This is a genomic window from Streptomyces sp. SAJ15, from assembly GCF_007595705.1.
Classification (GTDB): domain Bacteria; phylum Actinomycetota; class Actinomycetes; order Streptomycetales; family Streptomycetaceae; genus Streptomyces.
Genome location: NZ_NISY01000004.1, coordinates 325,015 through 346,128 on the forward strand (window position 1 = coordinate 325,015; position 21,114 = coordinate 346,128).

The following is a 21,114-nucleotide window of genomic DNA, read 5'->3' on the forward strand; positions in this document are numbered from 1 at the left end:
TCCCCCCTCATCGGTACTCCGACAGCCTGCGTCCGATGCCGAGCACCGCGCCGGCGGCCCCGAGGACGGCCAGCACGGCCGCGCCGACGACAAGGCCGGAGAAGGCGCCGCGCCCGTCGTCGGCGGCGGCGCGGAACTCGCCGTCCTCGTGGGCGAGCGCCTCGGCCAGCGCCGCGTCGATCCGGTCGAAGGACTCGCGGGTGCTGGCGCCCGCGCCGATCACCTGGGCCACCGCGCTGTCGTACTCGCCGTTGTCGTCGGTGGCGCGGGCGGAGCGGTGGCGCTCCTGCCACTGTCGGACCGCGTCCAGCGCGCGGGCCACCGGTTCGCGGCCCGCGCGGTCGTCCGCCAGCTCGCGGGCGCGTGCGAGCAGACTGCCCCGTTCGGCCAGCCCGTCGCCGCTCTCCGAGCCGACCAGGGCGCGCATCTGGTCGCGGTAGCCGACCTCGTAGGCGTCCTTGCCCTGGTCCGGGCCCTTCTTGGTGACGACCACCGCGCCGCGGGCCACCAGGGTGAGGTTCTCGTCGCCGCGCGCCTGGAGCGCGGCGATCCGGGCCTCGTTGAGCACCCGCAGGGATCGGGCGCCGTGCTCGTCGGAGTCGTCGAGTCGGGCGCCGGCCACGCCGTGGCCTACCGCCAGCCACAGCAGCACCACGGTGGTCGAGGCGGTCGCCGCGAGCAGTCCGCGGTTGAGGACGCGGTTGGTCCGCCGGTACAGGCGGCGCTGGGCCCAGCCGAGGCCGCCGAGGGCGAGGACGCCGGCGCCCAGCGCGGCCCAGGGCCACGCCTCGGCGTCCGCGTAGTCCCGGTCGAGGCGGGCGGACTCGGTCTCGTACAGCGCGCGGGCGGCCGGCAGCAGCTCGGTGGTCATCAGCTCGTTGGCGTACCGCAGATAGGCGCCCCCCAGCGGGAGGCCCTGGCGGTTGTTGGCGCGCGCCGCCTCGACGATCCCGGTGTAGACCGGCAGCCGCTCGTTCAGCCGGGCTATCTGGCGCTGGGCGGCGGGGGAGCCGCCGGTGCCGGCCGCCTCGGCGAGCCGCCTGGACGCCGTCGCGATGTCCTCCACGTAGCGCCGGCGCGCCTTCGACGACTCGTCGCCGCCGGCGAGGAAGCCGCTGGCGGCGGTGGTGTCGGCGTCGGCCAGCGAGCGGTAGATGTCGGCGGCGTCGGCGCTCAGCGGCTGGCTGCGCTCGACCACGGCGTCGGCGGCGGCCGCCCGGTCGGAGACCTGCCAGGCCGTCACCGCGCCGAACCCCAGCACCAGGGCGGCGAGCACGGCGCCGATGACGCGCAGTCGACCGGGCTCGGTGACCGCCGCGGCCCGCAGGCGCTCGACCCCCTCCTGCCACGCGGTCTGCCGCGGCGCGCCGGGCGCCGCGGCAGACGGGGTCGCGGTGGGTGGTGCCGTGCCGGGCGGCGCCGTGGGCGGCACGGCTCTGCCCGTGGTCGGCGACTGTGACACGAGACCCTCCCCCTCGGTCGCTGGCGCGGTGACCGTCGGCCGCGGGCGGCGTTCCGGTCACTCGGCAGCAGTATGGCGTCAGACTCTGACAATCTCACCGGTGTTGACTCGATCTTGTTCGGATCGCGATCTCCACCGGAACCGTGCCACCACTGCTGTCAGCCATCACGCGCCCCGGCGGTGTTCGGTTCCGGTGGGGCGCGCGGCTCGGGGTCTCGCCGGGTCAGGCGGCCGTGTCGTAGGTGTAGCAGCGGGTGTGGTCCCACATGTCGGCCGGGGTGACGTCGTTCCAGGGCCGCATGGGCTCGTCGCGGTCGACCACGTCGGCGGTGCCGCCGGTCGGGAGGTAGGTCGAGCCGGGGCGGCGCCGCTGCCACTCGGTCCACAGCTTGTCGATGAAGCAGTGGTGCAGCCAGAAGATCGGGTCGTTGGGCGAGACGCCGGTGGCCATCTGACCGCCCATCCACACATGGACGCGGTTGTGGAGGTTGACGCCGCGCCAGCCCTCCAGGTGGTTGCGGAAGCCGTTCGAGGCGCTGTTCCAGGGGCCGTGTCGTAGGTGCCCATGGCCAGAACGGAGTCCACCTCGGCCCGGGTGGGCAGCGAGGCGGTGCGGGCGCCCCTCTCGCGGACGAGGTAGTCGCGGCTGTCGACGCTCACGTTGATGGGCCACCTGCCGCCGCTGAAGGCGAACGGCCCGGTGGTCACCTGACCGTCGCGCGGGCGACCGTTGCCGCCGAGGAAGTCCGCGAGCCCGCCGCGTCGCCGGTGGCGGCGCCGTCGGACCGTACGGCGGCGGTCGCCGCCGTACCGGCCAGCGCGGCCCCGGCGACGGCCATGGTGGTGCCCCTGAGTATCAGGGGGCTCAGCCGTAGTGCGACCGCAGCCGTTCGTACGCCGCCTCCCGCGCGGCCACCCGGTCCAGGGCGAGCAGGGCCGCCCCGAGCACCGGTGGCGCGGTGATCAGACGCGGCTCCGCCTTGGGGGCGCGCTCGGCCAGCAGCGCGCGGACGTGGCCGTCGAGGAGCGGATGGCGGGCGGCGAGCACCCCGCCGCCCAGGACCACCGGGACCACCTCGTCCAGCAGCTCCAGCCGGGCCAGCGCGGTGACCGCCAGCGCGACGACCTCCTCGGCCTGACGGACCACGATGGCGCGGGCGACCGCGTCCCCGGCGGTCGCCGTCGCGAAGAGCACCGGGGGCAACTCGTGGCGCCGACCGTTCTCGATCCGCCCCAGGTGCAGCGCCTCGATGAGCGCGTACATGCTCGGCAGCCCGAAGTGGCCGGGCAGCGTCCGGGCCAGCGCGGTCGGCTCGCCCCGGCCGTCCTCCGCGCGCGCCGCCCACCACAGCGCCTCCTCCGCCAGGAACGCCCCGCCGCCCCAGTCGCCCGAGATCCGTCCGACCGCCGGGAACCGGGCGGTGCGCCCGCCGGGCGCCAGGCCCGCGCAGTTGGCGCCCGCGCCGCACACCACGGCCACACCGCGCGGTTCGCCGGTGTCGCCGAGCCCCGCTCGCAGCAGCGCGAAGGTGTCGTTCGCCACCGTGACGGTGCGCCCCCAACCCCGCCTGGCGATGGCGTCGGTCAGCCGCCGCTCCTCCTCCGGCAGGTCGGCGTTGGCCAGACAGGCGAAGACGTGCGCCACCTTCGGCGCGGCCCGCGCGGTGGCCTCGGCGACCAGCGGGGCCAGCCGCGCCACCGCGCGCTCCGCGCCGACCAGATGGGGCTGGAAGCCACCGCCGCGGGCGGCGCCCAGCACGCTGCCGTCGGTGCCGACGAGCGCCACGTCGGTCTTGCTGTTGCCCGCGTCGATCGCCAGGACGGCGCTGCTCAGGCCCACGCGAGATGCTCCCGGTTGTGCGCGATGAGGTTGTCGGTGAGCCGCTCGGCGTAGGCGTACTGGCCGATCAGCGGATGGGCGAGCAGCGCCGCGAAGACCCGGCCACGACCGCCGTGCAGCGCCGCCTCCAGGGCCAGCCCCTCGTACGCGGTGACGTGCGCGACCAGCCCCGCGAAGCGCGGGTCCAGCGGGGGCTGCGGCAGCGGCCGCGCGCCGCCCGCGCCCACCGTGGCCGGGACCTCGATCACCGCGTCGGGAGGCAGGAAGGGCAGCGTGCCGCCGTTGACCGCGTTCACCACCTGCACGTCGCCGGTGTCCCGCAGCAGCGAGGCGGTGAGCGCCACCGCCGCCTCGGAGTAGAAGGCGCCACCGCGCTTCCCCAGCAGCTCGGGCTTCTCGTCCAGCGTCGGGTCCGCGTACGCCTCCAGCAGCTCACGCTCGATCGCGGCGACCTGCCGGGCCCGGGAGGGCCCGGTGCGCAGCTCCCGTACGACCTCGTCGTGCTGGTAGTAGTAGCGCAGGTAGTAGGAGGGGACGACGCCGAGTCGGTCCACCAGCTCGCGCGGCATCCGCAGGTTCGCCGCGATCGCCTCGCCGTGCTCGGCCAGCAGCCGGGGCAGCACGTCCGGCCCCTGCGGGCCGCCGAGCCGCACCGCCCGCTCCCAGGTGAGGTGGTTGAGCCCCACGTGGTCCAGGCTGACCTCCCCCGGGGCGACGCCCAGCAGGGCGGCGAACCTGCGCTGGAAGCCGATCGCCACGTTGCACAGCCCGACGGCTCGGTGCCCGGCCGTCAGCAGGGCACGGGTGACGATGCCCACGGGGTTGGTGAAGTCCACGATCCACGCGTCCGGGGTGCGGCGGCGCACCCGCTCGGCGATGTCGAGCACCACCGGGACGGTGCGCAGCGCCTTGGCCAGGCCGCCGGCGCCGGTGGTCTCCTGGCCCACGCAGCCGCACTCCAGCGGCCAGGTCTCGTCCTGGTCGCGCGCCGCCTGTCCGCCGACGCGCAGTTGGAGCAGGACCGCGTCGGCACCGTCCACGCCCGCGTCCAGGTCGCCGGTCCAGCCGATCCGCCCCGGATGCCCCTGCCGGGCGAACATCCGCCGGGCGAGGGCGCCGACGAGCTCCAGCCGCTCGGCGGCCGGGTCGATGAGGACGAGCTCCTCCAGGGGCAGGACGTCGCGCAGCCGCGCGAATCCGTCGACCAGTTCGGGGGTGTAGGTGGAGGCTCCTCCCACCACTGCGAGCTTCAACCCTTGACTCCTGTCCGTGTCAGGCCTTCGACGAAGGCGTACTGAGCGAAGAAGAAGACGGCGATGACGGGGGCCGACCGTCGGTGGGCGGGCCGGAAGGCGGTCGGTGGGCGGGCCGGTGAACGGGTGCGCGCTCAGGTCGTGTCGAAGACGGAGTGCCGGGCGGCGTGCAGGGCGGTGCGCAGGGCGCCCTTGAGGATCGGGGAGCCCTCCACGGCGCTCAGCCGCAGTTCGGGCCGGGGCAGGGCGAGGCCGGTGAGCTCGGCTTCGACCAGCGACCGCAGCCGTTCGCCCCCCGCCCGCGGGACCTCGCCGGAGAGCACCACCAACTCCGGGTCCACCACGGCGACGACGGAGGCCAGCCCGGTGGCCAGCCGGCGGGCGAGCTCGGTGAGCACCGCGTCGCCGCGATCCGGGGTGCGCAGCGCCTCGGCGAGCGCCGCGGGCGCGGCGTCGGCCGTGAACCCGTGCGCGCGGGCGAGCGTGAGCACGGCGGGGGAGGACACGAGCAGTTGGAACCCGCCGCCCCCGTCCGGCCCGGCGGTGGCGTCCGGGCCGCCGCGCGCCAGCGGGGCGCCGGGCAGCGGCATGTACCCGATCTCGCCGGCCCCGCCGGTCGCGCCGCGCAGCGGGTTCCCGCCGAGCACGATGGCCGCGCCGACGCCGTCGTCCGCCCAGACGAGCACGAAGTCGTCGAAGTCCTGGGCGGCGCCGTGATGCCGCTCGGCGACGGCGGCGAGATTGACGTCGTTCTCGATCACGACGGGGGTGCCGAGCGCTTCGGCGAGCTCCTCGCGCAGCGTGCGGGACTGCCAGCCGGGCAGGTGGGGTGCGTAGCGCAGGGCACCGGTGCGCGGGTCCAGCGCACCCGGCGTGCCGATCACTGTGTGGTGCAGGTCCTTCCGCGTCAGCCCGGCGACGCTGAGCGCGCCGTCCACGGCCTTCGCCACCAGGCGAACCGTCCGCTCCGGAGCGCCCTCGACGAGGGCGGGCGCGCGGATCCGGTGCTCGCCGACGACCTCGCCGGTGATGTCGGCGACGGCGGCGGTGATGCCCCGCTCGGGGTCCACGACGAGCGCGGCGACCCGGGCGGCGGACGGCTCGATCTCGTAGAGCCGGGCGTTGGGCCCCGGCCGTCCGGTCGCGGTCCCGGTCGCCCGCACCAGCCCGGCGGCCTCCAGCCGGGCCAGCAGCTGGGACGCGGTCGGCTTGGACAGCCCGGTCAGTTCGCCGAGCCGGGCGCGGGTCAGCGGGCCGTGGGCGACCAACAGCTCCAGCGCGGCCCGGTCGTTCATCGCGCGCAACACGCGCGGCGTGCCCGGGATGCCCCGAGCGGTACCGGCCATACGGTGCCCCTCGTCTCCTGGCGTGCGGGAACCCAGAGGTGCCCGCGCGGGTTCCCCACGGCTCCCGTGGAAGCCGCTCTGTTAGGAAACCTTCCTGTCGAGTGACCAGGAAGGTACGGGCGACCGGAGGCCGGGTCAAGGGTGCGGGGGCGTACGAGCGGACCCCGGGCCGCGCGGGGTGGGACCGACACCGGGGGCGGGAAAGGACCACCGCGCGGAGGGGCCGCGCGCGGGGCGCCAGCGGCGGCCGCGGAGGGGGAGGCGGCGACCGCGGAGGGGGAGGCGGCGACCGCGCGGGCGGCGCCCCCGAGGGGTGGCCCGCGCGGTCGCGTCGTTCGCGGTCGCGCGCTACTTCTGGGTGTTCGGCGTACCGACGCTCTGCGGCGCCAGCGGGGTCGCCGCCTGGGACTGCGGCGAGGTCGGGTTGGCCAGCGCGGAGGGGGCGGCGACGTTCGCCATGGGGTCGGGGGCGGACTCCGTCTCCAGGTCCGGGTCGATCGGGCGGCCGACGATGCGGATGCCCTCCGCGTCCAGCGCCCGCTTGATCCGCCAGCGCAGCTCGCGCTCCACGCCCAGCGCCACCCCGGGCATGGTCTTGGCCGACACCCGGATGACCACCGAGTCGAGGTAGACCGCGGTCAGGCCGAGGACCTCCACCGGCTCCCACAGCCGCTCGTTCCACGGCTCGTCCTTCTGCATGTCCTCGCCGACCCGGGTGATCACCTCGTTCACCCGGTCCAGGTCCTCGTCCGCGCGGACCTGCACATCGACGCCGGCGGTCGCCCAGCCCTGGCTGAGGTTGCCGATCCGCTTCACCTCGCCGTTGCGCACGTACCAGATCTCGCCGTCCGCGCCGCGCAGCTTGGTCACCCGCAGTCCGACCTCGACCACCTCGCCGGAGGCCACCCCGGCGTCGATCGAGTCGCCGACCCCGTACTGGTCCTCAAGGATCATGAAGACGCCGGAGAGGAAGTCGGTGACCAGGTTGCGGGCGCCGAAGCCGATCGCGACGCCCGCGACACCGGCGCTGGCCAGCAGCGGGGCGAGATTGATCTCCAGCGTGGAGAGGATCATGAGTCCGGCCGTGCCCATGATCAGGAAGGAGGCGACGCTGCGCAGCACCGAGCCGATGGCCTCGGAGCGCTGCCGGCGCCGCTCGGCGTTGATCAACAGACCGCCCAGGGCCGTGCCGTCCACCGCCTGCGCGGTGCGGTTCATCCGCTCTATCAGCTTGGTGATCGCGCGGCGGACGACCGTGCGCAGCACGAAGGCTATGACCACGATCAGCAGGATGCGCAGCCCGATGCTGAGCCAGGTGGACCAGTTCTCCTCCACCCAGCCCGCGGCGTTGGTGGCGCTCTCCTGGGCCTCATCGAAGCTGTTGGGACGGGGCGTCGGGTCTCCGGCCAGAGCAGCGGACCAGAACACAGCAGGAACCCTTCGTGGGGGGACGTGCCCGGTGGATGACGCGCACCGGGGGCAGACCCTCCACACTAACGGGGCCGCGCAACGGACCCGGCGTTGTGTTCGAGAGAGAACCGCTCTCTTGCGGGGGATGAACAGAGTGTGGTCGAAAACACTCCCAGGCCGTTACCCGGCGGTGGTGGCGCGTCTACCAGGGATGCGGGGACACTGGGGGGAGATCGTCCCGGCGCGAGCCACGCGCCGCCGGCGTATTAGGAGGCACCGTGCCGCACGTCCTGGTCCTCAACGCGTCGTACGAGCCCCTCGGCGTCGTACCGCTCCGCCGCGCGCTCGTCCTCGTCCTTAATGACAAGGCCATCAGCCTTGAGGACTCAGGCGCCCTGATGCATAGCGCGACCCATGTCATACCCGCACCGAGCGTAGTCAGGTTGAAACGCTTCGTGCGTGTCCCTTTTCGAGGTCCCGTTCCCCTCACCCGCCGCGCCCTGTTCGCCCGAGACGGTGGGAGATGCGCGTACTGCGGCGGCGTGGCGACCAGCGTCGACCATGTCATTCCGCGCAGTCGGGGCGGCCAGCACACCTGGGAGAACGTGGTGGCGGCGTGTCGCCGCTGCAATCATGTCAAGGCCGACCGCCATGTCGCCGAGATCGGCTGGCGGCTGCGCCACCAACCCGCGCCCCCTTCCGGCCTGGCCTGGCGCATCATCGGCACCGGACATAGGGACCCGCGCTGGCTGCCATACCTGCAGCCGTACGGCGCGGACGACGCGATGGCCCGGATCGACGGCATATCCGCCTGAGGACCGGGCCATCGTCGTACCCGCGGCGCGGTCGCGGCGGACGGTGGTCCGGCCTCCCGGCCCGCCCGCCTCCCGCGCGGCCGTGAGCCAGCCGCTTCGCGCGGCGCTTCGGTGCCTCTCCCGGTGCCTCTTCGGCCTCCCGTCCTTCGCCCCGGCCCCACCGTGCCGTGCGCGCCTCGCCGTGCCGTGGGGGCCTCGCGTGCCCTGCGTCGCGCGTTACTCCGCCACCGCGAAGGCCCGCACCGACCACAGGGAGTACCCGAACTCCGTCGCCCGCGCGACGCCCTGGATACGGATGAACCGTGCGTCCGGGGCGTCCAGGCGCACGGTCTCCGTCCCGCCCCGCCCGTCGTTCACCGTCGCCGCCGTGCGCCAGCTGCGGCCGTCCGCCGAGACCTGGATCCGGTAGCGCGTCGCGTAGGCGTCCTGCCAGCGCAGCTCCAGCCGGCCGACGCGGGCCGGCCGGGCCAGCTCGACCTGGAGCCAGGCACCGTCCTCGGCGGGGGAGGACCAACGGGTCCCGGGGTCGCCGTCGACGGCCGCCGCGGCCGGGAAGTCCGACGTCTCGTCCCCAGAGGAGTCGGCCCGTGCGCCGCTCGCCGCCGCCGCCAGGTCGGGGCCACCGGTGCGCGGGACGGCCCGCACGGTCAGCATCGAGGTCTCCGACCCGAACCGCACCGGCACGGAGAAGGTGCCCGACCTGGTGCCCGCCGGAACCGACACCGCGATCCGCGCGGTGGTCACCCCGCCGCGCTCCGCCGTGACCTGCTTCGGCGCCGTCACCGTGACGCCGCGCGGGGGCCGCACGGTCAGGTCGCCGCGCACATCGCCGGGGCGGCGGGCCGAGAGGCGGGCCTCCACCACGACGGGCGCACCGCCGATCTCCACGTCCGCCACGCTCTGCGACAGTTCCAGCTCGGCGGCCGGGGTGTCGCCGAACCAGGGGGTGACCTCGTGCACGGCGGGCGGCTCGGCCCCGCCGGCACCCGACCACACCAGCCGCACCGCGTCCGCGCGCACGCCCTTGCCGCTCGCCTGCGTCCAGCCGCTGCCGGAGACCGCGCCGAGCCGCCGCCAGCCCTCGCCCGGCACATGGGCCTCGATCGCGCCGTGCTCCTCGGGGCCGCGGCCGGTCAGCGCGGTGACGGCGGTGAGCGGGCGGGCCCGGCCGAAGCGGAGCGTCACCGGGGACGTCGAGGTCAGCGAGGTGGCGGGGTCGCCGTCGGCGGCCGCGCGTTGGTCCTTGTCGGCGCGCGCCGGCTTCTCCGCCGTCTCGTCCAGGCCCGTCCAGGCGTCCGCGCGGTCGGTGGCCCGCTTCAGGAAGGGCGCCAGGACGCCCTTGCCGACGGTGGCCGGACTGTCCGCGATCTCCTCGCGCAGCCGCTGGATCTCGAGCCGCTCGGCCCAGGCGGTGGCCCCGTCGCCGCGCGCCTGGGCGGTGAGCATGTCCACCGCGCGGATCCCCGCGTCGCCGTAGCGGCCCAGCTGGTCCAGCCACGGCCGCACCTCGGCGCCGAGCTTCGCGTCCAGGCGCGCCGGGGCGTCGCGCATGGTGCGGAAGGCGGACCGCAGTCGCTCGGCCGCCCGGTCCAGCGTCGGGTCCGACGCTCCCGCCGTCCGCGCGGCCCCGCCGGGCGCCGTGCCACCCGCCCCCGAGGCGTCCAGGGCGGCGAAGAAGGCGTCGATGCGGGGACGGAGATAGGCGGACTCCTCGCCGCCCAGCACCGACGAGGCGTCGTTGCCGGCCAGCGCGCGCAGCGCCGCGCGGTCCTCGCGGTCCGGACCGGCCAGGTCGTCGATGGCGGCCAGCCAGGAGGCGCGCGGGTCGTAGCCGCGCGGGTTCCAGGCGAAGTCGGCGGCGGTGAAGAGCGGGATCCGGGAGGCGGTCGCCTGCTGCATGGCGTTGGCCAGCAGCCCCGAGGAGCCGCTGGCCACGGCCGGGTCCCGACCGGTGTACGGGCCGAGGAAGACCCGGTCCTTCGCGTAGTCGTTGACGGGGTAGTTGTCCATCGTCATCAGCCGGTGGCCGAAGGCCGCGCGGGCGTCGGACAGCTCGCCCCCGGTGATCGTCCTGGGCACCACCCCGACCCCGGTCCAGGCGACCTCGACCCCGTCGTCCAGGGCGTCGGCCAGCGCGCTCCGGAAGTCCGTCGCCCCGTCCTGGAAGTACTCGGTCGGCATCAGCGACAGCGTCGCCGCACCGGGGTGACGGCGCGCCAGGTGCTCGGCGACGGCGTTGGCGGTCTTGGCCTGCGCCATCGCGGCCGCCTCCGGCCCGGAGCCGAAGACCGAGCGGTCCCGGCCGCAGTGCCACTCGCTGTAGCTGACGTCCTGGAACTGGAGCTGGAAGGCGCGCACGCCCAGCGCCCACATCGCGTCGATCTTGCGGTTGAGCGCCTTGAGGTCGCCCTCGGAGGAGAAGCAGAAGTTCTGGCCGGGCGTCACCGCCCAGGCGAGCGTCACATGGTTGCGCCGGGCGCGGTCGGCGAGCGCCCGGAACTCCTCGCGCTTCTCCGCCGGGTACGGGTCGCGCCAGCGGGCCTGGCGGTACGGGTCGTCGCCCGGGGCGTACAGATAGCGGTTCTGCTTCGTCCGCCCCATGAAGTCCAGCTGCGCCAGCCGCTGCTCCCGGGTCCACGGCGTGCCGTAGAAGCCCTCCGTGGTGCCGCGGACGGTCGCCGCGGGCCAGTCGCGGATGGTGACGGCGGAGAAGCCGTACGAGCCCGTGGCCGTGGAGCCGTCCCGCACCAGCAGTTGACGCAGCGTCTGGACCGCGTGGAACAGACCGTCCGGGTCGGCCCCGGACAGCGCGATGGTGGGCACGCCGGCCACCGTGCCGGTCGCCAGCTGGTAGCCGCCCGCCGGAAGGTCGCCCCGCGCGGGCGCGCGCAGAGCGCGCAGCGCGGCCTCCGCGTCGCGCCCCTGGACGCGCACGACCAGCCCGCGGGGTGGTGCCACCATGCCGGGGCGGCCGCCGGCCGTCGCGGGGTCCTCGGTCAGCTCGACGACGTCGCGCGCCCCGGCCTCGTGCAGCAGGAGGCGCAGCGCGTCCAGCGCGTACGGGTCGGAGCTGCCGTCCGCGATCAGGGTGACCTCGTCGCCCACGGGCACGAACGTCCCCTGCGCGCGCATCGACTGCGGCCGCGGCCACACCGGCGGCGCCCCGCCGTCGCTGGTCCGCTCCGGCGCGGCGGCGCCGGAGGGGCCGGGCGTCCCGGGCGGCGTCGGCGCGGCGGTCGCACTGGGCGCACCGCCCAGCAGCCCGCCTATCACGGCCGCGGCGACCGCGGTCGCCCCCGCCGACTTCGGCCTGTGCGACCGCATCCCCCGGAACTGCACGGTGCTCTCCTCGTTCCTGGTCGTGGTGGCTGGCGTGATGGCTCTGTCTGTGGCGTCGTGTGTGTCGTCTGCGGTGTCCCGCGCCGTGTGCGGCGCTCGGCGCTGAGCCCACCACCCCCCTGGCGAGGTGTCAACGGGAGTGACCGAAGTGCCGGTATTGCGGTGACGGGTGGCTGCGGGGCCCCGGTCGCACGGCTGTTCAGCGCGGTGCGCGGCGCCGTAAGACCGCCGCGTCGCCGGGTCGACCTCCGCATGCTCTCCTCCGTGGGAGCCTCCCGGCCGACGATTCGCCTGTAGTCAGGGAGTGTGACCTGACGCACGTTCCCCGAGCGTGGACGTCTGCGATCGCCCGCAGTGGGTAGGGCTGTCGTATCCCCATTTCCGAGACTCACGGAGGCCCGTGTGGCCACGTCCTCCCGCCTTCTGCTCTCCGCCTTCTTCAAACCCGCCTCCGCCGCCTCCCTGACCGAGCCGGCCGCGCCGGCGGACTCCGTGGACTCCGCGCCGGACCGGGAGCCCGACCCGCTCGCCGGGGTCTCCGGCCCCGACTCCATGACCGGCGCCTCGGCCTCCGGCGGCGGCGTCGAAGCCCCGCTCACCAGCGAACCGCCGCTGCCCGCCCTCGCGCCCCTGACCAGCGAACCGCCGCTGGCCGCGGAGCCGCCGCTGACCAGCGAGCCGACCGCCGCCGGGCTCGGTGGGGCGGCCATGGAACCGATCGAGTTCTGAGCGGCGGGGAGTCCCCATGGACCGAGCGCGACTCGCCGAGCTGCATGGTGTGACCACCTCCTACGAGCCCGAGCCGGGCCGTACCGTCCGCGTGCCCGACGAGACCGTCGTGGCCGTGCTCGCCGCCCTCGGGGTCGACGCCTCGACGCCCCGCGCGGTGCGCGCCGCGCTGGAACGGCGCGCGCTGGCCGACCGCGAGCGCCTGTTGCCTCCGTGCGTCGTCCTCGGCCCGGGAAGCGGCCCCCGGCTCGCCCTGCCCCCGGGCACGGTGCTGCGTGTGGAGACCGAGGCCGGGGAGGCGCGGGAGTGGCTCCCGGAGACGAACGACCCCTGGGCGGGATCGGGCGCCTCGTGGGCCGCCGGCGACGGCACGGGGGGCACGGACGGAGCGGGCACGGGCCCCGCGGGGCACCGCGCGGCGACCACGGGCGGCGGAGCGGGCCACGGCTCCGGGGCAGGGAGCCGTCAGGGCGGCCGCGCGGGCGGAGCGCGCACGGGCGCCCCGGCGCGGCGCCAGGCCGGAGGTGGAGGCGTTGCCGGCACGGGCCGCGGGGCCGGGACGCGCGGCGCGCGGCGGGCGCGCGGCGACGGGCCGGGCGCCCCACCGCCGCCCCGCGCGGGGAGCGCGGAACGCCCCGCGGCCGCCCGCGCGGCCGGCGGGGACGGCCCGGAGCGGGCGCTGCTGCCACCGGGCAGCCATACGCTCCACGCGCACACCCCCGACGGGCGCTCCGCTGTCGCCACCCTGCTGGTGGCCCCCGAGGGCATGCCCGCCCCGCCCGGCCGCACCCACGGCTTCCTCGTCCAGCTCTACTCCCTGCTGTCCGCCCGCTCCTGGGGCATGGGCGACCTCGGCGACCTGGCAGACCTCGCCTCCTGGTCGGGGCGGACGCTCGGCACCGACTTCGTCCAGATCAACCCGCTGCACGCCGCCGTGCCGGGCGCGCCGACCGACCCGTCCCCCTACCGCCCCTCCTCGCGCCGCTTCCCGGACCCGGTCTACCTGCGCGTGGAGGACGTACCCGAGTACGCGCGGCTGAGCGGTTCGGCCCGGACGCGAGCCGCGGCCCTGCTGGAGGCGGCCGCGGCGCTGCGCGCGTCCGTACTCGACCAGGACGAGCTGATCGACCGGGATGCGGTGTGGGCGCTCAAGAGCGAGGCGCTGCGTCTGGTCCGGGCCGCCCCGATGAGCCCCGGCCGGCGCGCCGCCTACTGCGACTTCCTGGCCGAGCGGGGCCAGGCCCTGGACGACCACGCCACCTGGTGCGCGCTGGCCGAGGCGCACGGCCCGGACTGGCGCTCCTGGCCGCGCGCGCTGCGCGACCCGCGCTCCGTCGCCACCGCCCGGGCCCGCGGGGAACTCCTCGACCGCATCGACTTCCACTGCTGGCTGGCCTGGCTGACGGACACCCAGCTCGCGGCCGCCCAACGGGCCGCGCTCGACGCGGGCATGTCCATCGGCCTCGTCCACGACCTGGCCGTGGGCGTCCACCCCTCCGGCGCCGACACCTGGGCGCAGCGGGACGTCTTCGCCGCGGGCATGTCCATCGGCGCCCCGCCGGACGCGTTCAACGCCCGCGGCCAGGACTGGGGCCTGCCTCCGTGGCGCCCGGACGTGCTGGCCGCCACCGGCTACACGCCCTACCGCGAGCTGCTGCGCGGGCTCCTGCGGCACGCGGGCGCGCTCCGCATCGACCATGTGATGGGCCTCTTCCGGCTCTGGTGGGTCCCGGAGGGCCGCGACCCCACCCAGGGCACATATGTCCGCTACGACGCGGAGGCGATGCTCGCCGTGCTGGCCCTGGAGGCCCGGCGGGCGGGGGCCGTGGTCATCGGGGAGGACCTGGGCACGGTCGAACCGGGTGTCCGGGAGACCCTGGCCGAGCGGGGCGTGCTGGGCACGTCCGTGCTCTGGTTCGAGCGCGACTACGCGCGGGCCTGGCCCGCGCCCGGGACCACCGCGGCGCCCGTGGAGCCCCCGACCGTGGAGCCCCCGACCGCGGGGCCGTCGGGCGCCGCGACCGATCCGGCCGTGCCGGAGGTCGAGCCGGTGGCGCTGGGGGCGGGGCCGGTGGGCTCGGACCTCGCGGTGCCCGATCCGGCGGTCGCGCCGGCGGTGCCCGAACCCCCGACGTCGGGGCCGGTGGAGGCGGATCCCATGGCCGCCGTCGCCGGCGCCCCTGCCGGTCCCGGGGCCGCCATGGCCGCCGGGACCGGGGGCGCGGATGCCGCCCATACCGCCGTGGCCGCCGCCGTGGCCGCTGTCGGGGTGGACGTCGGGGCGGCTGGCGGGGCCGACGCGGGGGCTGGGCGCGGCGTCGAGACCGGGGCGGTGTCGAGGTCCGTGCGGGACGCCCTGGCCGGGGCGGCCGGCGAGCCCGCCGCCCGGGCCGGCGGACGGGCCCGTCCGCTGCCGCCCGAGGCGTGGCGGGCGGGGTGCCTGGCGACGGCCACGACGCACGATCTGCCCAGTACGGCGGCGCGACTGACCGGCGTCCATGTCGAGCTGCGACACCGGCTGGGGCTGCTCACCCGGCCGCTGGCGCGGGAGCGTGCCGAGGACGCGATCGAGGTCGCGGAGTGGCTGGCGCTGCTCGGACGGCTGGGGCTGCTGCCCGAGGGGCCCGAGCACGAGGAGGCGGCGGTCAGGGCCGTGCACCGCTTCCTCGTCCGGACGCCCGCGCGGATGGTCGGGGTGTGGCTCCCGGACGCGGTCGGCGACCGCCGGCCCCAGAACCTCCCCGGCACCTGGGGCGACCGGTACCCCAACTGGAGGCTGCCGATCGCCGACCACCGGGGGCGCCCGGTCTCCCTGGAGCGGCTGGTCGCGTCCCCCCGGCTGCACGCGCTGATGCAGGAGGTACGGGCCGGCCTCGCCGCCGCCCCCGGCTGAACGCCGCCCGGAGCCGAGCGAGCCGGGGCGGAGTCGGTACGGAGGGTGGGGTCGGAGGCCGGGTGCGGAGGTTGGGGTCGGAGGTCGGGCGCGGAGGTCGGGACGGGGTGGAGCGCGGCCCCGCTCAGGGCCGGCGGAAGCCCGCTCGGGCCCCGTTTCGACCCGTACGGGTACCCCGGCCGCGCGGCGCGTTCGGGTGTTCGCTAGGTTGGGAGCGTGGTCAAGAAGAACGCCCTGCGCGCCGGCGCCGTGTCCGCCGGAACGACGCTGATGCTGCTGATGTCGTCCCCTGCGTTCGCGCTCACCCGCGACGACGGCGACGACCCGGGTCCGGGTATGAGCGCCGCCGAGACGATCGGTCTCTTCGTCGTGCTGCCGATCGTCTCCTTCCTGGTGATCGCCGGCCTGGTGATGCTGGGCGACAAGTCCCGCAAGCAGCCGCAGCAGTAGCGCACCGCCGCCGGTCCACGACCGGCGTCGAAGCCGACCCCGGAGCCCGGGATCGGCGATTCCGCGCCCGAGGTCGGAACGCCGACCGAAGGAATCGGACAAAAACATACAGATAAGGCGCCCCTGGTCGTATCGGCCGGCGGGCGCCTTGTCGTGTCTTCTCGCAGGTGTCCGCCCCGCTCGGGCCGATCGGCCCTGCCTCGAGTCGGCCTCCTCCGCGTCGAACTCGACTTCTCTCACGCCGGATTGACCGTCCGTCCGCCCGCCGCTCCGGCTAGCCAGGGGACCCTTATTTTCGCTTTAACCTACGGTGTCGTAACCTACGGGACCGTTACCTACGGGACCGTTACCTACGGGCTCGTAGGGAACGAGCCGCCCTCTCCCGTCCCCAGGAGCCTGCTGTGACCGTTGCCCCCTCCCTTCACTCCGGCCGAGCCGAGTGGAGCGACAGCAAGCTGCTGTACGCGCTCGAAGAGGTCGTGGAGGAGGAGCTCAACCGCCACCTGAAGGTGGCCAAGGAGTGGATGCCCCACGAGTACGTGCCGTGGAGCGACGGCCGCAACTTCGACGGGGTCATGGGCGGCGAGGCATGGGCGCCCGAACAGTCCAAGGTCAGCGATATCGCCCGCACGGCGCTGGTGGTCAACCTGCTGACCGAGGACAACCTCCCCAGCTACCACCACGAGATCGCCACCCTCTTCGGCCGTGACGGCGCCTGGGGCACCTGGGTGCACCGCTGGACCGCCGAGGAGGGCCGGCACGGCATCGTGATGCGCGACTACCTGCTGACCAGCCGGGCCGTCGACCCGGTCGCGCTGGAGCGGTTCCGGATGCAGCACATGTCCGAGGGCTTCGAGTCGGACAACCGGCACAGCATGCTGCACTCCGTGGCGTACGTCGCCTTCCAGGAGCTGGCCACCCGGATCTCGCACCGCAACACCGGCCACCACTCCGGCGACCCGGTCTGCGACCGGATGCTGTCCCGCATCGCCACCGACGAGAACCTGCACATGGTCTTCTACCGCAATCTGCTCGCCAAGGCGTTCCAGATCGCGCCGGAGCAGACCATGGCCGCCGTCCGCGACGTGGTGGTGAACTTCCGCATGCCGGGCCACGGCATCCCCGGCTTCGAGCGCGCCGCCGCGCAGATGGCCATCGGCGGGGTCTACAACCTGCGCATCCACCACGACGACGTGCTGCAGCCCGTGCTGCGCTTCCTCAAGGTGCTGGACCTGCCGGGGCTCGGCGCCGAGGGGCTGCAGGCGCAGGAGGAGCTGGGCCTGTTCATGGATGGCCTCAACGACCAGGCCACCCGGTTCGACGAGCGCCGTGCGGCCCTCCTGGCCCGCCGCGCCGCCCGCGCCGAACGGGGCTGAGCCCCCGGGGCCCACGGCCCCGCGGGACCCACGCCCCTCGGACCGGTCCGGTCGATGCCGGTCCGGTCCGGGGGCGTCCTGGCGGTCGTCCCAGGCCCGCCCCCGGCTCAGGCCGAGGCCCCCGCCGCGCGCTCACGCGGCCGAGGCCCGAGGCCCGAGCCGGAAGCCCTGGCTTCGGCGTCGGACTCAGGCACCCGCCGCCGCGTCGGCGGCCTGGGCCCTGAGGGCCCGCTCGATGCCCGCCCGGGACTCGGTGACCAGGCGGCGGAGCGCCGCGTTGGGCTCGGCGGAGGCCAGCCACGCGTCCGTGGCGTCCAGGGTGGCCTGGGAGACCTGGAGCGACGGGTAGAGCCCCACGGCGATCTGCTGGGCCATCTCGTGGCTGCGGCCCTCCCAGACGCCCTTCACCGCGGCGAAGTACTTCTCGGCGTAGGCGGCCAGCAGCTCGCGCTGGTCGGTCTGGACGAAGCCGCCGATGACCGCCTCCTGCACCGCGTTCGGCAGCTTGTCGGACTCCACCACCGACGCCCATGCCTCGGCCTTCGCCTCCGGGGTCGGCCGGGAGGCGCGCGCGGTGGCCGCGTGGCGCTCGCCCGCCGAGGTCCGGTCCCGCTCCAGCTCGGCGGCGATCTCCGGCTCATCGGCCTTGCCGGTGGCGGCCAGCCGCTCCAGCAGGGCCCAGCGCAGCTCGGTGTCGACGACCAGGCCCTCGATGGTCTCCGAACCGTCCAGCAGCCCGGCCAGCAGTGCGAGCTGCTCGTCGGTGCGCGCGGTGGCGGCGAAGGCCCGGGCCCACGCCAGCTGGTGGTCGCTGCCGGGGGCCGCCGCGCGCAGGTGTCGCAGCGTCGCCTCGGTCCAGGCGGCCAGGCCCGTCGCCCGCCAGTCCGGGGCGCCGTACAGATCCAGCGCCAGCTTCACCTGGCGGTGCAGCGACTGCACGACACCGATGTCGGACTCCTTGGCGATGCCGCTCAGCACCAGGTCCAGATAGTCGCGGGTGGGCAGCTCGCCGTCGCGGGTCATGTCCCAGGCGGAGGCCCAGCACAGGGCGCGCGGCAGGGACGCCTCGAAGTCGCCGAGGTGCGCGGTGACGGCCTTCAGCGACTCCGCGTCCAGCCGGACCTTGGCGTAGGACAGGTCGTCGTCGTTGAGCAGCACCACGCCCGGGCGCTTCCGGCCGACCAGCTCCGGCACCTCGGTCAGCTCGCCGTCCACGTCGAGCTCGATGCGGTCGGTGCGCACCAGCTTGCCGGTGGCGTCCAGGTCGTAGGCGCCGATCGCGATGCGGTGCGGGCGCAGCACCGGCTCGCCGGTCGCGCCGGCCGGCAGCGCCGGGGCCTCCTGGCGCACCGCGAAGGAGGTGATGGTGCCGGAGTCGTCGGTCTCGATCTCCGGGCGCAGGATGTTGATGCCCGCCGTCTCTAGCCACTTCTTCGACCAGGTCTTCAGGTCGCGCCCGCTGGTCTCCTCGAGCGCGCCCAGCAGGTCGGAGAGCCGGGTGTTGTCCCACTGGTGCTGCTTGAAGTAAGCCTGGACGCCCTTGAAGAACTCGTCCATGCCGACGTAGGCGACCAGCTGCTTCAGCACGGAGGCGCCCTTGGCGTACGTGATGCCGTCGAAGTTGACCAGCACGTCGTCCAGGTCGCGGATCTCGGCCATGATCGGGTGGGTCGACGGCAGCTGGTCCTGCCGGTAGGCCCAGGTCTTCATGGAGTTGGCGAAGGTGGTCCAGGCGTGCGGCCACTTCGACCCCGGCGCGTACGCCTGGCAGGCGATGGAGGTGTAGGTGGCGAACGACTCGTTCAGCCACAGGTCGTTCCACCACTCCATGGTGACCAGGTCGCCGAACCACATGTGGGCCAGCTCGTGCAGGATCGTCTCGGCGCGCGTCTCGTACGCCGCGTCCGTCACCTTGGAGCGGAAGACGTACTGGTCGCGGATGGTCACCGCGCCGGCGTTCTCCATCGCGCCCGCGTTGAACTCGGGCACGAAGAGCTGGTCGTACTTGGCGAACGGGTAGTCGTAGTCGAACTTCTCCTGGAACCAGTCGAAGCCCTGGCGGGTCACCTCGAAGATCGCGTCCGCGTCGAGGAACTCGGCGAGCGAGGGCCGGCAGTAGATGCCCAGCGGGACCGACTGGCCGTCCTTCTCGTAGCTGCTGTGCACCGAGTGGTACGGACCGGCGATCAGCGCGGTGATGTAGGTGGAGATGCGCGGCGTCGGCTCGAAGTGCCAGACGTTGTCCTTGGGCTCGGGTGTCGGCGAGTTGGAGATCACCGTCCAGCCCTCGGGCGCGGTGACGGTGAACTGGAAGGTCGCCTTGAGGTCCGGCTGCTCGAAGCTCGCGAACACCCGCCGGGCGTCCGGCACCTCGAACTGCGTGTACAGATACGCCTGCTGGTCCACGGGGTCGACGAAGCGGTGCAGCCCCTCGCCGGTGTTGGTGTACCCGCAGTCGGCGACCACCGTCAGCTCGTTGTCACCCGCCGACAGTCCCGGCAGCGCGATCCGCGAGTCCTTGAACACCTGCTCCGGGTCGAGCGCCTCGCCGTTCAGCACCACCTCGTGCACGGTGGGGGCGACCAGGTCGATGAAGGACTCCGCGCCCGCCTCGGCGGCGTTGAAGCGGACCCGGGTCACCGAGCGGTAGGTGCCCCCCTCCTGCGCGCCGGAGAGGTCGAGGTCGATCTCGTACGAGTCGACGGTGAGCAGGCGCGCCCGCTGCTGCGCCTCGTCGCGGGTCAGATTCGTGCCAGGCACGTAGGCATCTCCTTATGTCGCGTTTCCGGTCATCCTTCCACGTCGCACCTGACCGTGGCGGGAGCATTTCCGGGGGTGAACGTGACGGTCCGGGGGCGAACGTGACGGACCGGGAGAGGGCGGAGGAGTGCCGGGCGAGGGGAGGGAGGAGCGCTGCGGGAGGGGCGTGGTCAAGCGACGGGACACGCCGTGGCGGCCCGGCGCCGAGAGGCGGCCGGATGCCGCGAGGCGGCGCGGAGGCGCGGCGGGGGCGGGCGGAGAACCGCCGTCGGTGACGCGGGACATGCTGGAACCGTCCCACATCCGTCCGGGCGGCCACGGTGGTTGTCCACAGCCCGCCCCCGCCGATATGACTTATGCCGTCAGGCGCTCAGCTCCGCCGCGACCAGCTCCGCGATCTGCACCGCGTTGAGCGCCGCGCCCTTGCGCAGGTTGTCGTTGGAGAGGAAGAGCGCCAGACCGTTCTCGACGGTCTCGTCGACGCGGATGCGCCCCACGTAGGAGGCGTCCTTGCCGGCCGCCTGGAGCGGGGTGGGGATCTCCGAGAGCACCACGCCGGGCGCGTCCTTGAGCAGCTCGTACGCCCGCTCGACGCTGATCGGACGCTCGAAGCGGGCGTTGACCTGGAGCGAGTGGCCGGAGAAGACCGGCACGCGGACGCAGGTGCCGGAGACCTTGAGCTCCGGGATCTCCAGGATCTTGCGGGACTCGTTGCGCAGCTTCTGCTCCTCGTCGGTCTCGAAGGAGCCGTCGTCGACGAGGTTGCCGGCCAGCGGCAGCACGTTGAAGGCGATGGGGCGCTTGTAGACGCCGGGCTCGGGGAACTCCACGGCCTCGCCGTCGTGGGTGAGCTCGGCGGCCTGGTCGATCACCTTCTTGACCTGCCCGTCGAGCTCGGCCACACCGGCGAGCCCGGAGCCGGACACGGCCTGGTAGGTGGTGGCGATCAGCGCGGTCAGGCCGGCCTCCGCGTGCAGCACCTTCAGGACCGGCATCGCGGCCATGGTGGTGCAGTTCGGGTTGGCGATGATCCCCTTGGGGCGGTTCTTGATCGCGTGCGGGTTGACCTCGGAGACGACCAGCGGGACCTCGGGGTCGCGACGCCAGGCCGAGGAGTTGTCGATCACCACGGCGCCGGCCGCGGCGACCTTCTCGGCCAGCGCCTTGGAGGTGGCGCCGCCGGCGGAGAAGAGCACGATGTCCAGGCCGGAGTAGTCGGCCGTGGCCGCGTCCTCGACGGTGATCTCCGTGCCGCGCCACTCCAGGGTGGAGCCGGCGGACCGGGCCGAGGCGAACAGCCGCAGCTCGTCGACCGGGAAGTTCCGCTCGGCCAGCACCTTGCGCATCACGGCGCCGACCTGCCCGGTGGCTCCGACGATTCCGATCCTCATGTGTCTGACTCCTCCTGTGCTGCCGATGCCGGGTCCGTCGACGGGCCGGC

14 protein-coding genes and 1 pseudogene are annotated in these 21,114 nt (G+C 74.7%); 5 read left to right on the plus strand and 10 right to left on the minus strand.

Annotated elements, in window-relative coordinates:
• Positions 1–7 precede the first annotated feature (7 nt).
• From CD790_RS14035 to CD790_RS14065, 7 genes and pseudogenes are all read right to left on the minus strand, one after another.
• Positions 8–1,462, minus strand: coding sequence for a hypothetical protein (locus CD790_RS14035; protein WP_399217507.1), 1,455 nt, complete (start codon positions 1,460–1,462; stop codon positions 8–10).
• 223 nt (positions 1,463–1,685) lie between these two features.
• Positions 1,686–2,209: pseudogene (locus CD790_RS14040) on the minus strand (tyrosinase family protein); the annotation flags it as partial.
• Positions 2,167–2,301 carry a hypothetical protein gene (locus tag CD790_RS35745; RefSeq protein WP_260867566.1) on the minus strand — a complete coding sequence of 45 codons (135 nt, stop codon included), beginning with the start codon at positions 2,299–2,301 and terminating at the stop codon, positions 2,167–2,169. The pseudogene CD790_RS14040 and the gene CD790_RS35745, both read right to left, overlap by 43 nt.
• Before the next feature lie 26 nt (positions 2,302–2,327).
• The gene (locus CD790_RS14045) at positions 2,328–3,302 is read right to left on the minus strand and encodes an N-acetylglucosamine kinase (protein ID WP_144383542.1); all 975 of its coding nucleotides are present in this window, start codon (positions 3,300–3,302) and stop codon (positions 2,328–2,330) included.
• Positions 3,293–4,555 (minus strand): 6-phospho-beta-glucosidase, encoded by a 1,263-nt coding sequence (locus tag CD790_RS14050; RefSeq protein ID WP_144383543.1) that lies wholly within the window; start codon positions 4,553–4,555, stop codon positions 3,293–3,295. Before CD790_RS14050 ends, CD790_RS14045 begins: the two co-directional genes overlap by 10 nt.
• A 134-nt stretch (positions 4,556–4,689) precedes the next feature.
• Positions 4,690–5,901, minus strand: a complete 1,212-nt coding sequence (locus tag CD790_RS14055; RefSeq protein WP_144383544.1) for an ROK family transcriptional regulator — start codon at positions 5,899–5,901, stop codon at positions 4,690–4,692.
• A gap of 348 nt (positions 5,902–6,249) precedes the next feature.
• On the minus strand, positions 6,250–7,329 hold the full coding sequence (locus CD790_RS14065) for a mechanosensitive ion channel family protein (RefSeq protein ID WP_144383545.1): 1,080 nt from the start codon (positions 7,327–7,329) through the stop codon (positions 6,250–6,252).
• 260 nt (positions 7,330–7,589) lie between these two features.
• Here CD790_RS14065 and CD790_RS14070 point away from each other — a divergent pair, with 260 nt between their 5' ends.
• Positions 7,590–8,126, plus strand: coding sequence for an HNH endonuclease (locus CD790_RS14070; RefSeq protein WP_135342018.1), 537 nt, complete (start codon positions 7,590–7,592; stop codon positions 8,124–8,126).
• Between the two features lie 216 nt (positions 8,127–8,342).
• Here CD790_RS14070 and CD790_RS14075 read toward each other — a convergent pair whose 3' ends face one another.
• Positions 8,343–11,450 carry a beta-N-acetylglucosaminidase domain-containing protein gene (locus tag CD790_RS14075; RefSeq protein ID WP_144383781.1) on the minus strand — a complete coding sequence of 1,036 codons (3,108 nt, stop codon included), beginning with the start codon at positions 11,448–11,450 and terminating at the stop codon, positions 8,343–8,345.
• Between the two features lie 417 nt (positions 11,451–11,867).
• Between CD790_RS14075 and CD790_RS14080 the strand changes: the two genes are divergently transcribed.
• The 4 genes from CD790_RS14080 (at position 11,868) to CD790_RS14105 (ending at position 16,913) form a co-directional block, all read left to right on the plus strand.
• The gene (locus CD790_RS14080) at positions 11,868–12,194 is read left to right on the plus strand and encodes a hypothetical protein (RefSeq protein WP_144383546.1); all 327 of its coding nucleotides are present in this window, start codon (positions 11,868–11,870) and stop codon (positions 12,192–12,194) included.
• Positions 12,195–12,210: 16 nt separating this feature from the next.
• Positions 12,211–15,087: a 4-alpha-glucanotransferase gene (gene malQ / locus CD790_RS35750; RefSeq protein WP_260867568.1), complete on the plus strand. Its 2,877-nt coding sequence runs from the start codon at positions 12,211–12,213 to the stop codon at positions 15,085–15,087.
• Positions 15,088–15,303: 216 nt separating this feature from the next.
• Entirely contained in the window at positions 15,304–15,537 is a 234-nt protein-coding gene (locus CD790_RS14100) for a hypothetical protein (protein WP_144383547.1), read from the plus strand.
• 401 nt (positions 15,538–15,938) lie between these two features.
• Positions 15,939–16,913, plus strand: coding sequence for an acyl-ACP desaturase (locus CD790_RS14105; RefSeq protein WP_144383548.1), 975 nt, complete (start codon positions 15,939–15,941; stop codon positions 16,911–16,913).
• Between the two features lie 186 nt (positions 16,914–17,099).
• Here CD790_RS14105 and pepN read toward each other — a convergent pair whose 3' ends face one another.
• Together pepN and CD790_RS14115 are read right to left on the minus strand one after the other, a co-directional pair.
• Entirely contained in the window at positions 17,100–19,673 is a 2,574-nt protein-coding gene (gene pepN / locus CD790_RS14110; RefSeq protein WP_144383549.1) for an aminopeptidase N, read from the minus strand.
• 362 nt (positions 19,674–20,035) lie between these two features.
• On the minus strand, positions 20,036–21,064 hold the full coding sequence (locus CD790_RS14115) for an aspartate-semialdehyde dehydrogenase (RefSeq protein ID WP_144383550.1): 1,029 nt from the start codon (positions 21,062–21,064) through the stop codon (positions 20,036–20,038).
• Positions 21,065–21,114 lie beyond the last annotated feature (50 nt).